Source organism: Solirubrobacter ginsenosidimutans (genome assembly GCF_027587205.1).
This window is the reverse complement of sequence record NZ_JAPDOD010000015.1, coordinates 112,480-127,766: the sequence shown is the minus strand read 5'-3', so window position 1 is coordinate 127,766 and position 15,287 is coordinate 112,480. Positions and strand designations below refer to the sequence as shown.

Annotated in this window: 13 protein-coding genes; 8 read left to right on the top strand and 5 right to left on the bottom strand. The window is 70.8% G+C overall.

All coding sequences use genetic code 11. The features are described from left to right. Positions 1 to 150: 150 nt before the first annotated feature. From OM076_RS17095 to OM076_RS17075, 5 genes are all read right to left on the bottom strand, one after another. On the bottom strand, positions 151 to 1,641 hold the full coding sequence (locus OM076_RS17095) for a M48 family metallopeptidase (protein ID WP_270041241.1): 1,491 nt from the start codon (positions 1,639 to 1,641) through the stop codon (positions 151 to 153). 58 nt (positions 1,642 to 1,699) lie between these two features. Then, the gene (locus OM076_RS46135) at positions 1,700 to 2,194 is read right to left on the bottom strand and encodes an HNH endonuclease (protein ID WP_505017721.1); all 495 of its coding nucleotides are present in this window, start codon (positions 2,192 to 2,194) and stop codon (positions 1,700 to 1,702) included. A 144-nt stretch (positions 2,195 to 2,338) separates the two neighbouring features. Then, entirely contained in the window at positions 2,339 to 3,172 is an 834-nt protein-coding gene (gene pheA / locus OM076_RS17085) for a prephenate dehydratase (RefSeq protein ID WP_270041239.1), read from the bottom strand. Further along, the gene (locus OM076_RS17080) at positions 3,169 to 3,699 is read right to left on the bottom strand and encodes a DUF4446 family protein (RefSeq protein ID WP_270041238.1); all 531 of its coding nucleotides are present in this window, start codon (positions 3,697 to 3,699) and stop codon (positions 3,169 to 3,171) included. The genes pheA and OM076_RS17080 overlap by 4 nt, the downstream gene beginning before the upstream one ends. Before the next feature lie 176 nt (positions 3,700 to 3,875). Next, complete coding sequence (locus tag OM076_RS17075) at positions 3,876 to 4,928, bottom strand: hypothetical protein (protein ID WP_270041237.1); 1,053 nt, start codon at positions 4,926 to 4,928, stop codon at positions 3,876 to 3,878. A gap of 190 nt (positions 4,929 to 5,118) precedes the next feature. On the opposite strand from OM076_RS17075, the gene OM076_RS17070 reads away from it, so the two are divergent. The 8 genes from OM076_RS17070 to OM076_RS17035 are packed head-to-tail and all read left to right on the top strand — an operon-like array spanning position 5,119 to position 14,942. Further along, the gene (locus tag OM076_RS17070; protein WP_270041236.1) at positions 5,119 to 6,810 is read left to right on the top strand and encodes a serine/threonine-protein kinase; all 1,692 of its coding nucleotides are present in this window, start codon (positions 5,119 to 5,121) and stop codon (positions 6,808 to 6,810) included. A gap of 57 nt (positions 6,811 to 6,867) precedes the next feature. Beyond that, a complete protein-coding gene (locus tag OM076_RS17065; RefSeq protein WP_270041235.1) occupies positions 6,868 to 7,623 on the top strand; it encodes an FHA domain-containing protein in 756 nt (251 codons plus the stop codon). 3 nt (positions 7,624 to 7,626) lie between these two features. Continuing rightward, complete coding sequence (locus OM076_RS17060) at positions 7,627 to 8,115, top strand: FHA domain-containing protein (RefSeq protein ID WP_270041234.1); 489 nt, start codon at positions 7,627 to 7,629, stop codon at positions 8,113 to 8,115. Between the two features lie 2 nt (positions 8,116 to 8,117). Continuing rightward, positions 8,118 to 9,455 carry a Stp1/IreP family PP2C-type Ser/Thr phosphatase gene (locus OM076_RS17055; protein ID WP_270041233.1) on the top strand — a complete coding sequence of 446 codons (1,338 nt, stop codon included), beginning with the start codon at positions 8,118 to 8,120 and terminating at the stop codon, positions 9,453 to 9,455. Then, positions 9,452 to 10,744, top strand: coding sequence for an FtsW/RodA/SpoVE family cell cycle protein (locus tag OM076_RS17050; RefSeq protein WP_270041232.1), 1,293 nt, complete (start codon positions 9,452 to 9,454; stop codon positions 10,742 to 10,744). Before OM076_RS17055 ends, OM076_RS17050 begins: the two co-directional genes overlap by 4 nt. Next, the gene (locus OM076_RS17045; RefSeq protein WP_270041231.1) at positions 10,741 to 12,126 is read left to right on the top strand and encodes a peptidoglycan D,D-transpeptidase FtsI family protein; all 1,386 of its coding nucleotides are present in this window, start codon (positions 10,741 to 10,743) and stop codon (positions 12,124 to 12,126) included. The genes OM076_RS17050 and OM076_RS17045 overlap by 4 nt, the downstream gene beginning before the upstream one ends. Next, positions 12,127 to 13,956: a Stk1 family PASTA domain-containing Ser/Thr kinase gene (locus OM076_RS17040; protein WP_270041230.1), complete on the top strand. Its 1,830-nt coding sequence runs from the start codon at positions 12,127 to 12,129 to the stop codon at positions 13,954 to 13,956. Continuing rightward, positions 13,953 to 14,942: a D-alanine--D-alanine ligase family protein gene (locus OM076_RS17035; RefSeq protein WP_270041229.1), complete on the top strand. Its 990-nt coding sequence runs from the start codon at positions 13,953 to 13,955 to the stop codon at positions 14,940 to 14,942. Before OM076_RS17040 ends, OM076_RS17035 begins: the two co-directional genes overlap by 4 nt. Positions 14,943 to 15,287: the final 345 nt, after the last annotated feature.

The window sequence follows — 15,287 nt, the reverse complement described above, 5'->3', positions numbered from 1 at the left end:
ACCCCGCGTTTCTAGCGGAATCCACACCGGTGCACCGCCGCCACTGATGCCGGAGTTAGTCCCCCCGGCCGCCTAGAAAGTTCGGTGACGGCAGAAAGTCCAGCAGGTTGTAAGCGAGGCCCCGGTTAGTCGACCGGGGCCTCGTTACGTTTAAGCGGCGGGCGCGGCGGCCCTGGCGAGTTCGAGGTCGCTGACGCCGAGGGACTGCGCGCGCTCGCGCCACGTCTCCGCGTCGAGCTCGCCCGTGCGCAGTTGGTCGACCACGCTGTGGGGAGCGAGGACGGCGTCGCCGCGGCGGGCGCCGATCGGCTCCGCCGGCTCGGCGGTCAGCGTCCAGCCCGCGCTTCGCAGTGCCAGGAGCGCCCCGTCGCCGAGGACATGGGCCACAAGCCCGTTCGGGTCGTCGCTCTCGTCGGCGTCCAGCTTGCGGGCGGTGGCCGGGATCGCCGCGACCGCGTCCGGCAGCGTGCCGAGCGAGACGCCGTCGAGGATCTGGGGGTACGCCTCGGTCAGCGCTTCGGCGCGCCGGCCGTAGACCTCGTTGCCGACGGCGTCCCAGTCGACGGGCTCGAACTCGCGCAACTCGTCACCGATCACGTAGGCCAACAGCTCGCGCTCGGCAGCGTCAGCGTCGCGCAGCAGCCCGATCGCGCACGGTGTGTTGTCGGCGACGCCGTCGGGCTGTCCCTGCACCGCGGCGATCCGCTCGGCGAGCGACGGATGCGAGTCGTAGGCGTCGGAGGCCTTCTCACGGATCTCCTCCAGGTGCGCATCCGCGCTCTTCGTCACGTCCTCATGCTCGACGAAGCGGCGAAAGCCGTCCGAGACCGAGGGGCGCCGGCCGGATTGGAGGACCGGGACGACTTCATGCTGCCAGTAGAAGTCGAACCCGGGTCCAAAGGCGTGCAGGCGCTGAAGGGCCGAGACGTGCGCGGCGCGGCCCACGCTCTGGACGGCGCAGGCGTCGGCGGCGAACTCCTCCCGCCGCGAGATGGCGGCGGTGATCCGCAGGAAGGCGTTGCCGTACCAGAGGAACGGCTTGCGGATCGCTCGCTGCGACCAGGACTCGTCGGCGACCTCGTGCTCGCTGAGGTTGTCGATCGTCCGGCCGATCGCGGTTCTCGTCCGGTAGATCCACGGGCCGGCCTTCAGGTCGCCGCCGCGGTAGTGGCCGAACTCGTGCGCGAGGACGCCACGCAGTTCGCGCTCGGTGAGGATCCGCAGCAGGCCGATCCCGACCACGAGCACTCGCCGCCCGCGCTTGGGCTCCATCACGGACGCGTTGGGCTCGAAGGTGAGATAGATCTCGGCGGGGACCGGCTCGTCCGCGCGAACGGCCTCGTCGGTGATGAGCTGGTGCAGGCGCGGCTGATCCTCGGCCGTGAGCCTGAGGCCAGGGGCGACGAAGCGGATGCGACGGGGGAAGATCGCGACGAGGATCGAGATGCCGAAGAACGGCCCGGCGATCGTGAGCCAGAGGTTGTTGCGGCCCTCGAAGACCCACGGGAGGACCCCGGCCGCGATCAGGGCGCCCGCGAGCGCCAGGGCGAGGGCGTAGAACCCGATGGTCAGGGCGATGGCGGCGGCGAGGCGGCCGGCCAGTGACGGGCCGGCGGGGACGTCGATGGTGTCGGAAGGCATCGCACCGTTTCTGGTTCCCCAAACGGTGACCCGTGAAGCCCCTTTGTGGTGCGGTGGATTACGCCGCGCGCGGCAGGTACTGGCGCCAGGTCGCCGGGATCGTCGGCGAGGCGAGCTGGATGAAGATGTGGGCGCCCGGGGTGTGGGGCTTGGTGCGCGGGTGCATGTTGATCTGGTGCGGCAGGCGGTCGGCCTTGCGGCGGTTGCACGGGGCGCAGGAGGCGACGATGTTGTCCCAGCCGGACCCGCCGCCCTTGGAGCGGGGGATCACGTGGTCCACCGTGAGGCTCGTGCGGGCGCCGCAGTATTGGCACATCCAACCGTCGCGGGCGAAGACGGCGCGGCGGGTGATCTTGCGCTTGTGGGTGTCGCGCGGGATGCGGACGTAGGTCACGAGGCGGATCACGACCGGGCGGGGCAGCGAGCCGGTGGCCCAGTGCAGGTCCTTGGTGCCCACCTCGACGACTTCGGCCTTGTCCTTGAGCAGCAGGACGGTGGCGCGCCGCACGGTGCACACGTTGATTGGCTCGTACGTCGCATTGAGGACGAGCACACGACCACCACTCCAACGGCTACTGGAGCCGTCAGCTTCAGGTCCGTGCCGCGGGTGGTCTCCGGGCGGCACGGACCCCAGTGGTCCTGGGGGTACAGCGGTTGCCACGCTGGGCAGTGTAGCGGTAGGTCCTGCCGGAAAACCCTAGGTAGCGAACGAGCCCAGGACTCGAACCACTTCGGCGTGGCGCTTGAGGCCCTGGACCGCGCCGGCGACCGCCGGGTCCGCGGTGGAGCCCTCGAGGTCGAGGAAGAACATGTACTCGCCCATGCCCTGACGCAGGGGGCGGGACTCGATGCGGGTGAGGTTGATGCCCGCGAACGCGAACACCGCCAGGCACGAGACGAGCCAGCCCGAGGCGCCTGAGCCCATGCCCCAGAAGACCAGGATCGTCTTCGACGGGCCGTGCTCCGGCGGCGGCGGTGCCGCGTCGGCATGGGCGATCCAGGCGAAGCGCGTCGCGTTGCCGGCGTCGTCCTCGAGGCCTTCGGCGAGCATCACCGCGCCGTAGCGGCGGGCGGCGAGCCGCGGGCCGATCGCGGCGTGGGTGCCCGAGCCGTCCTGCGCGACGTCGCGGACCGCGTCGGCCGTGGAGGCCGCCGGGACCACGGCGGCGCCGGGCATGTGGGTCGCCAGCCAGCGCTTGCACTGGCCCAGCGCCTGCGGATGCGAGAGCACCATCGTGATCTCGTCCAGCGGGAGCTCGCGGCCGGCGGCCAGGCAGTAGGAGACCGGTTGGACGACCTCGCCGATCAGCGCGACGTCCGGCGCCTCGAGCGCGAGCGCGTCGAGCACTGGGTCGACGCCGCCCTCGAGCGCGTTCTCGACCGGCGCCAGCGCCCGCTCGACCCGCCGTTCCTGGACCGAGAGCACGACGTCACGCAAGGTGGACAGTGGGACCGGCTCGGCATCGGGCGCCGCCGCGGTCAGGGCTTCGTCGCTGACCGTGCCGGGCGGGCCGAGGTACGCGACTCTCACCCAGACTCCAGGATCACGGACTGCACCTCGCCGCCGGCCAGCGCCAGCCGGACGGCTTCGACTTCCTCGGGCGAGAGCTGATGCTCGCCCTGCCCGGCGTTGATCTGCTTGCAGTACAGACGCGCAGTATCGCGGTGCGCGATCGAAGAGAGCACGACGCCATTGTGATCGGCGTCGAGCAGGGCGATCGTCGTCGACTGGTGACCGGACATCTCGCCGTAGGCGTCGTAGCGGACGAGCGAGCGGTACGCGATCGCTCCGTCGAGGCGATCCTCGGCCGCCGCCATGCGCTCGGTGAGCTGGCGGGCGACCTCTTCGACCCGCCCGTGCAGCACCTCGAACGCCTGCTGCAACTCGCTCGCGTGCGCGACCAGGTCGGTCTGCCCGTACTCGCCCAGCACGAGCCGCTGCGCGCCGCGCACCCGCCGGAAGCGGATGCTGAGCACAAGCAGCCAGATCAGGGAGATCAGCGCCGCCGCGGCGGCGGCGAGGGCAACGATCCCCGGGGCAGCCGAGAAGTCCGACACAACCCCAGAGGCTAGTGGTCCCGGCCGGGAGTTCGGCGCATCGCCGGCCAGATCACGGGGCGCCCCTGCCCGCGGCGGACGCCGCTCGCATACTGGTGGTACGTGTGTGGCGGCCGCCGCCCGGCAGGGGTGGTCCGGGCCCGTCGGAATGCGTCGAACTCACGGCCGGGGCCACCTCAGCCCTGAGCGAAGAGCGTGGGGTAGGTCGACTTGTTGTTGTCGGTCTTCTTCTCGCCCGGAACGGCGGCGACGGTGACGCTCACGTTGACGGCGGCGCCGAGTGCCGGCTCGCGGTTGAGCGGGAGCTCGACCGGGAGCTTCTGGCCCTTGGTGATCTGCGGGACGGTCTTCGTAAGCGTGATCGGCGTGCCGGAACCGCTGGCGTTGGCGATCTTCAGCGTGACCTTGACGTCGAACTCGTCGTTGTCGCCCTGGTTGGTGAACGTCACCACGAACGCCTGGCCCTTGACGTAGGTGAGCCGGTTGGACACGCCGGGCTGCAGCGTGACGTTGCCGTAGACGGTGCTGTTGAGGCCGGTGCCGTGCAGGCCCGGGCCGGTCGTCTGGTTCTTCTTCGTCGTGTCCGTGCCGTTGGCGTCGGTGCCGGCCGAGAGCTGCGTCCCGAGCTTCTGCGCGACGTACGCGGGCGAGACCCACGAGATCTCGCGGACGAACTGCGACGGCAAGATGGTGTACGGCAGGCCGGCTCCCGCCATCGCGGACTTCATCAGCGGCTGCACGCGGGTCTGGTAGAGCACGTCGGAGGCGTTCATCGCGTTGATCTGCCCGGCGATGTGGTTGATCGCGGCGTCGGCGTTGTCGCCCGGATCGCCGAGTGCGTCCTTGATGTTGTCCGAGGTCGCCTGCAGCGCGTCGCGACGCAATTCGAGCGTGATCAGCAACGACTGCTGCGCGGGCGACATGTCGCCGGGGACGCTGAGCGCCTGGGCCTGCTTGAGCGACTGGTCGGCCGAGCCCTTGAGCGCGAGGATCGACTGATAGAGGTCGGTCGGCGAGCCCTGCCCGGCGGCGCCGAGCGCCTTGAAGAGCTGCTCGCCCTGCTGCTGGGACTCGGTCCCGATGGCCGAGACCTGGCGGGTGTAGTCCTTGAGCGCGTTCTCGTGGCGGGTGTTGTTGCAGGCGCGGACGAGGAAGAACAGGATCAGCAGCAGCACGACGCCGGCGATGCCCGCGATCATCCGCCGCACGAGCACGGTTTGGGCGTCCATCGGCGAGCCGGAGGTGACCCGGCCGCGTCGTGGCGGCGGCGATGATGAGCGCACGCGGGTGCGTGCGGTGCGTGGTGGCTCGTCGTCCTCGTCGAAGAAGGACAAATTCGTCTCCTCGGGGGATCCGGCAAGTTTCAACGTAACAGGGGGGTCGGAGGGAACGGACGCGGCGCGACGAACCGGGTGCCTGATGGAGACGACCGACGAGCGTTCCGTGGCGGTCGAGGCCGAACTCGTCCTGGGCCGCTACCGGCTTGGAGATCGGCTGGGTTCGGGCGGGTTCGGGACAGTCTACGAGGCCAGGGACGAGCGCTTGGAGCGCCCCGTAGCGGTGAAGGTCATCCCCGGGGCACCGGGCAAGGGCGAGCGCGGACGCCGCGAAGCGCTGGCCGCCGGCCGCCTCGATCACCCGGGTGTGGTCGCCGTCTACGACGCCGGGGAGGACTCCCGGGCGCGCTACCTGGTCTCCGAGCTGGTCTACGGCCGGACGCTGGACGAGCTCAGTGCCGAGGGCGTCCTGAGCGACCGTGACGTGTTGCGGATCGGCCTGGCGCTGTGCGGCGCGCTCGAGCACGCCCACGGCCGCGGCGTCGTGCACCGCGACGTCAAGCCGCAGAACGTGCTCGTCCCCGACGCTCCCCGCTCCGCCGCGGGGGTGGCCAAGCTGGCGGACTTCGGCGTCGCCCACCTCGCGGGCGACGACGCCCTCACCCGCACCGGCGACGTCGTCGGCACGCTCGCCTACATGGCCCCCGAGCAGGCGGCCGGCAAGCGCGTCGACGAGCGCTGCGACGTCTACAGCCTCGCGCTCGTGCTCTACGAGGCGCTCGCGGGGCTCAACCCCGTCCGCGCCGGCTCGCCCGCCGCGACCGCCCGCCGCGTCGGCACCGTCCTGCCGAGCCTCAAGCGCTCCCGCAAGGACCTGCCCGAGGAGCTATGTGAGGCGATCGACCGCGCGCTGCGGCCGCGGCCCGACGAGCGCGGAACGCTGGACGAGCTCGCCGCCGAGCTCGCGGAGTCGCTGCCGGAGGTCTCCGACGACGGCGGGACGGTCGCCCCCCACCCGCTCGAGCGCACCCAGCCGTTCGCCCCCCTGCCCCGCGGGGCAGGGCGCGCGGTGGCGGCGCTGCTCGCGGGAGGCCTGGCCGTCGCCGCCCTGCAGTGGGCGGGCCAGCCGCTGCTCCCCGCGCTGGCCGCCGTCGCCGCCGTCGCGATCCTCCCGCGGATCGGCTGGCTCGTCACGGCGGTCGCGGTGATCGCGGTGCTGAGCGACCGGCAGCCCGGCGCGGCCGTGCTGGTGGGAGCCGCCGCCCTCCCGGTCCCGCTCGCGCTGCGCACCCGCGGGACCGCGTGGTCGGTTCCCGCGCTCGCTCCGCTGCTCGGCCTCGCCACCGTCGCCGGGGCGTACCCCGCACTCGCCGGCCGGGCGAGCGGGCCGCTCGCCCGCGTGGCCCTGGGCGCCCTCGGGGCCTGGTGGGCGCTGCTCGCGGCCCCGCTGCTCGGCGAGGCGATCCTCGGCGAAGCCGCCCCCAGCGACCACGCGGTCCTCGGCGATCCACAGGCGCTCGCGCCCGCCCTGCGCGACGGCAACGCGGCCCTGGATCTCGTCGTCTCCCCCCTGCTGACCTCCGGCGCGCTCCTCTACGCGGGCCTGTGGGCGCTCGCCGCGCTCGTGCTGCCGTGGCTCGTCAGAGGCCGGTGGCTGGCCGCGGACGTCGTCGCGGCCTCGATGTGGGCGGCCGCGCTCGGCGCCACAACCGCCGCGATCGCCCAATTCATCGGCGCCCCAGAGCCGCGTGGAATGGTGGTCGGGGCCGTGTTGGCGGGCGTTCTCGCGGTCGCGGTACCACACCTACGGGGAGGACGGGTGGTGGAGCCGTGACGCTGAGCCGGATACTGTGCACCGGCAATCATGGCCACCACGTCCGGGTAGCCGCTCATGAGCGTGCTGCGCAGCCTTGAATCAAAGCTCGCCGGGCTCGTCGAGGGCACGTTCTCGCGCGCCTTCAAGTCCGAGGTCCGCCCTGTCGAGATCGCGCGCAAACTTGCCAAAGAGATGGACGAGCACAAAGTCCAGTCGCTTTCGCGCGTCTACGCACCGAACGAATACGCCGTGTGGCTGTCCCCGGAGGACCGCGCGCAGTTCGAGGGCACCGAGGGCGAACTGGCCTCTGAGCTGTCGGGGTATCTGCTCGAGCACGCCCGCCGCGAGCGCATCACGCTCGGCACCAGCCCGCGCGTCGTGTTCAAGACCGACGAGAAGCTGCGCCTGGGCGAGTTCGGGATCCAGGCGCGCCGCGTCACGCCGCCGCAGCGCGAGGCCGATGGCCCCAGCCAGGCCGACGAGGGCCGCACGATGGTCTACTCGACCGCCGACCGCGTGCAGGAACCGTTGCGCGAGCCCGACCCGCGCCGGGGCCGCGCCCGCCTGCGCCTCGACGGCCGCGCGGAGATCGTCGGCTCCAAGGGCGCCGTCATGGGCCGCAGCCGGGACGCCGACGTCGTGATCGACGATCCCAACGTCTCCCGCCACCACGCCGAGGTGCGTCCCTCCGGCGGGTCGTGGATCGTCAACGACCTGGGCTCGACGAACGGCATCAAGGTCAACGGACGCCGTGTGAACGGACCCCAGTCGCTCAAGGACGGCGACGTGATCGAGATCGGCACCTCACGGGTGACCTTCGAGCTGGAGTAACGGATGGAGCTCGACCCGATCGCCGTCGCACTGAAGTTCGGCTTCCTGGCCGTCCTGTATCTCTTCCTGCTCTGGGTCGCGCGCTCCGCGCTGAAGGACCTGCGGGGCGGTTCCGAGGACGTTTACCTCGGTCCGAGTGCGGACTTCGAGGACGCCACCGGCATGTACACCGCGTCCGCTCCGCTCGGCCGCGACGGGGGTGCGCCGAAGCTGCGGGTGAACGCCGGAGCGGGCCTCGCCGCCGGGTCCGCCTATGATCTGAGCGACGGCGCGCTGCTCGGGCGCGGCGATCAGGCGGACATTCGCCTCGAGGATGGATTTGCGTCCGCGCGTCATGCGCGCCTCGTCCCGCAGGGGGATGTGATGGTGTTGGAGGACCTTGGCTCCACGAACGGTACGTACCTGAATGGTGAACCGCTGCGCGGCCCACAGCCCCTGCACGCCGGTGACCGGATCAGGATCGGCGACAGTGAATTCTCCTTCGAGCGTTGAGCATGCTGCGAATCGCTGATCATTGGCACGGTTCCGACCTCGGCCTGCAACGGCAGGGCAATGAGGACAACTACTTCGTCCGCGCGCCGCTCTTCGTGGTGGCCGACGGCATGGGCGGCGCCCAGTCCGGGGAGGTCGCGTCCGAGATGGCGGTCGAGGCCTTCGACGGCGGCGTCCCGGACGGGGAGTCACCGGCCGACGCGCTGGTGCGCATCATCGAGACGGCCAACCAGCGGATCCACGCTCGCTCGCGCTCGGAGACCCAGCGCGCCGGCATGGGCACGACGGTCACCGCCGCCTACGTGGGCGGGAACTCGGTGACGGTCGCGCATGTCGGCGATTCCCGCTGCTACCGGGTGCGCGACGGTGAGCTCGAGCGGCTGACCGACGACCACTCGCTCGTCGGCGACCTCGTGCGTCTCGGCAAGTTGACCGAGGAGCAGGCGGAGACGCACCCGCAGCGCTCCGTGATCACGCGCGCGCTCGGGCCCGAGCCGAACGTGATGGTCGACGTCGAGGAATACGGCGCCCGCGGCGGCGATCTGTTCCTGGTCTGCAGCGACGGGCTGACGTCGATGGTGCGCGAGGACAAGCTCAAGCCGCTGCTGATCGACCACACGGGGACGCTGGAGGAGCTCGGCCGCGGCCTGATCGCCGCTGCCAACGCCGCCGGCGGGCGCGACAACATCACCGTGATCCTCTTCTCACTCGAGGAGATCGACGGTCCGGCGTCCGCCTCCGACGCGGCCTCGTCCTCGATCGTCGATGAGGACACACGTGAGTACAACACCTTCCAGGGCGAGGCCGTCGCCCAGCCTCGCCAGGGCGTGAGCCGCCCGCAGGGCAGCACGCGCCGCTGGGATGAGACGGGCCACACGCAGGGAGCGACGCGGGCGAGCGACGAGGCCGAGGCGGAGTACCGCGCCTCGGGGACCGTCGCGCTCTCCGCGGTGCGCCCGCGCGCTCAACCGATCGAAGAGGGGCACGCCCACGCCCCACCGACCCCGCCGAAGCGCCGGCGCCGCCGGTGGTTCTCGCCGGGCAAGCTGATCGCCGTCAGCTGCCTTCTGGGCCTTCTGGTGGCCTTCTGGCTCGCAACGCGTCAGGTCTTCTTCGTCGGCGTCGACGAATCCCGCGGCAACGTCGTCACCCTCTATCACGGGCTTCCGTACGACCTTCCGCTCGGGATCCGGCTCTACTCTCCGGTTCGCGCCTCAGGCGTCACCCTCCAGAGCCTCCCTGCCGCGCGCCGCGCGACCTTCACGGACCACAAGCTGCGCGCCAAGGACGACGCCGAGAGCCTGGTGAAGGCCGCCGAAGAGGGACGACTTTCTAAATGAGCGCGCGCAACCGCGAGCTGCTGGCGCTGATCCCGGCGTCGTTGCTGCTGACTGCCGGCTTCGCGGCGATCTTCATCCAGCGCTCGGCCGTGCTCTCGAACGTCTCGCTGACCTACGGCGCGATCTTCCTCGGCCTGTGCTTCGCCGGGCACCTCGTGATCCGCTTCACGCTGCCCTACGCCGATCCGTACCTGTTCCCGCTCGTCGCCGTGCTCGCCTGCTTCGGGCTGGTGGTCGTCTACCGGATCGACGAGACCCTCGCGCGCGATCAGGCGCAGTGGTTCGTGATCGGGCTGATCGCGTTCGTGATCACGATCATCGCGCTGCGAGACTTCCGCATCCTCGAGCGCTACCGGTACACGATCGCGTTCCTCGGCCTGGCGCTGCTCGTCCTGCCGCGCGTGCCCGGGATCGGCCAGCAGGTCAACGGCGCCTACCTGGGCGTCAAGTTGGGGCCGATCTCGTTCCAGCCCGCGGAGTTCGGCAAGATCGCGATCGTCATCTTCCTCGCCGCCTATCTGCGGGACACGCGGCAGGTGCTGGTGCAGTCCTCGCGGCGCTTCCTCGGCCTGACCATCCCGCGCATCCGGCATCTCGGCCCGCTGCTCGTGGTCTGGGGCGCGGCGATGCTGATGCTCGTCTTCATCCGCGACCTCGGCTCCTCGCTGATGTACTTCGGCGCCTTCCTGGCACTGATCTACGTCGCGACCAACCGGCTCAGCTTCGTGGTGGTGGGGCTCCTGCTGTTCGGCGCCGGGGCGTGGTTCTTCGCCACGACGGTCGGGCACGTGCAGGACCGGATCGACATCTGGCTCGATCCGTTCCCGCAGTACCACGGCGCGGGCTACCAGATCGCCAACGGGCTCTTCTCGATGGCGGACGGCGGGCTCTTCGGGCAGGGGCTGGGCGCGGCGCTGTTGAACCTCCCCGACGGGGCGGCGCTGCTGCCGGCGCCGCAGACGGACATGATCTACGCGGTCATCGTCAATGACCTCGGGCTCGTCGGCGGCTGCGGCGTGATCCTCACCTACCTGCTGATCGCCGAGCGCGGGTTCAAGATCGCGACGCTGGCGACGGACTCGTTCAGCAAGCTGCTCGCGACCGGTCTGACCGCGGTGATGGCGCTGCAGGTCTTCGTGATCATCGGCGGCGTCACGCGCGTGATCCCGCTGACCGGCGTCACGCTGCCGTTCATCTCCTACGGCGGGTCCTCGATCGTGGCCAACTTCGTGCTGCTGGCGCTGCTGCTGCTGATCTCCAACCGGGCGCGGCGGCCGGGGCAGTCATGAACGCGCCGATCTTCCGGCTGTTCGCGCTCTTCGCGGTGATGTTCGCCGTGCTGGTGGGCTTCAGCTCGCGCTGGGCCGTGTTCGGGGCGCAGCGGCTGCGCGAGAACAACAACAACAGCCGGGTCGTGCTCGAGGAGCAGCAGATCAAGCGGGGCGTGATCCGGGCGGCCGACGGCACGGTCCTGGCCGGGAGCACGTCGCTCTCCGGCAAGCGCTACACCCGCCGCTACCCGACGGGGAAGCTGTTCGCCCAGGCCGTCGGCTTCGACAGCGTCCAGTTCGGGCGCTCCGGCCTGGAGAAGCAGTACAACGACGCGCTCACCGGCCGCAAGGAGGAGCTCAGCCGCGTACTGGACTCGATCATCTCCAAGGACCGGGTGGGCGACAACCTGCAGACGACGCTCGATCCCAAGGCGCAGCAGGTCGCATTCGACGCGCTGGAGGGCCACAAGGGCGCCGTGGTCGCCCTCGACGTCAAGACCGGCGCCGTGCGGGTGCTCGCCGGGACGCCGTCCTTCGACCCTGCCGACCCCGGCAAGAAGGGCACGACGACCTTCAACAACGCCACCCAGGGCCTGTATCCGCCCGGTTCGACGTTCAAGACCGTGACGGCGACCGCGGCGATCGACTCCGGCAAGTACCAGCCGGACTCCAAGGTCAGCGGCAAGAACGGGAAGGTCATCTCGGGCACGGTGTTGAACAACTTCGGCGGGGAGAACTTCGGGGACATCACGCTGACCGACGCGCTCACCCACTCCGTCAACACCGTGTGGGCCGAGGTCGGCGTCAAGCTCGGGCGCAAGACGATGCAGGAGTACATGGACCGCTTCGGGTTCGGGCAGAAGCCGCCGATGGACTATCCGCGCGATCAGATGTCGACGAGCGGGCCCAACCGAAAGGGCACGATCCTGCCGATGAGCTCCAGCCGCGTCGACGTCGGGCGCACCGCGATCGGCCAGGGGCTACTCCTGGTCACGCCGCTCCAGATGGCGACCGTCGCGCAGACGATCGGCAACGGCGGCATGCGGATGGAGCCGCGTCTCGTCGAGAAGGTCATCGATCCTGACGGCCGGACGGTGGAGACGCCGCTGCCCAAGGAGGCCGAGCGCGTCATGTCCGAGGAGAGCGCCGCCAAGCTGACGACGATGATGAAGTCCGTCGTGCGTGAGGGATCGGGTACCGCCGCGGCGCTCGAGGGCGTCGAGGTGGCCGGCAAGACCGGCACGGCCGAGATCAACATCGCCCAGGGCATCAACGATCTCTGGTTCATCGGCTTCGCCGGCAAGGACGCCGTCGCGGTCGTCATCGACCACGAGAAGGGTCAGGGCGGGACGGTCGCCGCGCCGATCGCCAAGCGCGTCCTGCAGGCGCTGGGGCAGTAGATGCACACGGTCGCCCGCGACACGCTGATCGACGGCCGCTATCGGGCGCAGCGGCGCCTCGGCGCCGGTGGGATGGCCGAGGTCTGGTGCGCCCAAGACGAGGTCCTCGGTCGCCGCGTGGCCGTCAAGCTGATGGGCGGGCGCTTCGTCGAGGACCCGGAGTTCCACGAGCGCTTCCGCCGCGAGGCGCAGGCCGCCGCCGGCCTCACCCACCCCAACATCGTGGCGATCTTCGACCGCTCGGAGTGGGACGGGACGCCGTACATCGCGATGGAGTTGGTCGACGGCAAGACGCTCAAGGAGCTCGTGACCGAGCGCGGGCCGCTGCCGGCCGACATCGCGGTCGGCCTGACCGAGCAGGTCCTGCGCGCGCTCGGCTACGCGCACCGGCGCGGGATCGTGCACCGCGACGTCAAGCCGCAGAACGTGATCGTCGATGCCGACGGCCAGGCCAAGGTGGCGGACTTCGGCATCGCCCGGGCCGGCGAGACGTCCGAGATGACCCAGACCGGCGCGATCGTCGGCACGATGCAGTACCTCTCACCCGAGCAGGCCGAGGGCCGGCCGGTCGACCGCCGCGCGGATCTCTACTCGGCCGGCGTCGTCCTCTACGAGCTGCTGACCGGCCAGGTGCCGTTCGACGGCGAGGCGCCGATCTCGATCGCGATCAAGCACATCAACGAGCGCCCGGTCCCGCCAGGTCAGCTGGAGCGCGGCATCTCGCCCGCGCTGGAGGCGGTCGTGATGCGCGCGCTGGAGAAGGACCCTGCGCGGCGCTTCCAGAGCGCCGAGGAGTTCATCGCCGCGCTCGAACGCGCCCGCCACGCGCCCACGCGGGAGATCGTGATGGAGCCGGCGCCGGGCGAGCCGTGGGAGGACGAGCGGCGCCGCACCCGCTGGTGGGTCTGGGCGCTGGTGATCTTCGCGCTGGCCGCGATCGCCCTCGGCGCGTACCTGACGATCGCGGGCAACAAGGTCGACGTCCCGAGCCTGAAGGGGCGCACCGCCAGCGAGGCGGCCGACGTCGCCCACCGCGCCGGCCTGGAGATCACGTTCGTCGCGCAGGTGTCCGACGACGTCCCGCGCGACGAGGTGATCAAGCAGGACCCGGCGGCGGGCGAGCGGGTCAAGGAGGGCTCGACCGTCACGGCGTTCATCTCCTCCGGTAAGGGCGAGGCCCCGGTTCCGGCCGTCGTCGGGCAGTCCGAGAGCGATGCGGTGGATGCGGTCACGGCGGCCGGGTTCAAGACCAAGACCAAGGACGCGTTCTCGGATTCGGTGGCCAAGGGCGACGTCATCTCGACCTCGCCGAAGGCCGGCGAATCGTTGACGAAGGGCCGGACTGTCACCCTGACCATCTCCCAGGGCTCTGAAGGCATCACGGTCCCGAAGGTCGTCGGGCTCCAGCAGGCGGACGCGGTGGCGCAGCTCGAGCAGCTCGGGTTGACCGCCGACGTGACCGAGCAGGAGACGACGCAACCGGCCGGAACCGTGATGGAGCAGGATCCGCCCTCGGGTACGAGCGTGAACAAGGGCGCCGCGGTCACGCTGACCGTGGCCGCCGAACGACCCAAGGTGCCAGACGTGACGACCGATCATCCAACCGAGGAAGAGGCCACCGCCATCCTGGAGAAGGCCGGCTTCAAGGTGCAGGTCCGCACCCGCCCCGACCCGGACAACCTGGATCGCGTGAGCGACCAGAACCCCGCGGCGGGCACGCCCCGCTCGACGGGCGCGACCGTGACGATCTTCCTGGGCTCCAACGGCGCCACGCCGACGCCGTCGGCGTCGCCCACTCCGACTCCGACGCCGACCCCGACCGTCGGATGAAGGTCGCGGTCCTCGCGGGCGGGCGCTCGTCCGAGCACGACGTCTCCCTCAGCTCCGCCGCAGCGGTTCGCGCAGGCGTCGTCGCCGCGGGCCACGAGGTGCTGCCGGTGACGATCGAGCGCGGCGGCGCGTGGGTGTTCGAGGGCGCAGAGCTCTCGCTGCGACCGGGCGGCGGCCTGCTCGGCGCCGACGTCGTCTTCCCCGTGCTGCACGGTCCGTTCGGCGAGGACGGCACGCTGCAGGGCCTGCTCGAGCTGCTCGACGTGCCCTACGTCGGCGCGGGCGTCCTCGCGTCGTCGCTGTGCATGGACAAGATCGTCTTCAAAGAGGTGCTCGCCGCCGCGGATGTTCCCCAGGTCCCGTACGCGGGCGTGCGGCTGGCGCGCTGGCAGGCCGAGCCCGAGGCCGTGACGCGTGAGCTCGCCGTGCTGGGCACCCCGGTGTTCGTCAAGCCGGCCCGCCTGGGCTCCTCGGTCGGGATCGCCAAGGTCTGGTCCGAGTCCGAGCTGGGCCCGGCCCTGGACGCGGCCTTCGCCCACGACTCGCTGGTGATCGTCGAGGGCTTCTCGGCGGGCATGGAGGTCGAGTGCTCCGTGCTCGGCAACGGCGAGCCCGACGCTTCGATCCCGGGCGAGATCGTCCTCACCGGGTCCGACTGGTACGACTACGAGGCCAAGTACCAGCCGGGCGGCATGGAGCTGGTGGCGCCGGCGCGGCTCCCGGAGCACGTCCTGGGCGAGGTGCGACGGCTCGCGTGCGACACGTTCGTGCGGGTGGGATGCTCGGGCCTGGCGCGGGTCGACTTCTTCGTCGAGGACGGCGAGCGGGTGCTGGTCAACGAGCTCAACACGCTGCCGGGCTTCACCGAGACGAGTGTCTACCCCAAGCTCTGGGAGGCCTCAGGCCTCTCGTTCCCGGCCCTCTGCGATCGCCTGCTGGCGCTCGCCATCGAGCGCTTCGAGACCGAACGCGCCGTCGCGTTCTAGAGGGACGAACGTCAACTGCGCCGGGTGGGGAGGGGGAGTGGCGCACCCCCCGGGTCTGACTCGCCGTCGTTCGCCGCTCGGCGCGGCTCTGTTGGCTCGAAGTGTGGTGCCGGGATACCGACAGTTACGGGCGTGGGCTGGTCAGTGTGTCCCGCACTCGCGCTGTCCCGCTCGCCATGGTCGACCATGCGCGTTTGAGGGACGGATCGCGGGTTTCGATCAGGTTCGCACTGGTCGAGTTGGACCCCCTTCACGCATGACTTCGTTGCTCGCCGAAACCGATCACCGGAAGGCCCGGCACGGACGGGGATGTCGGCACCACGCCCGGCGCAGTTGACGTGCGGG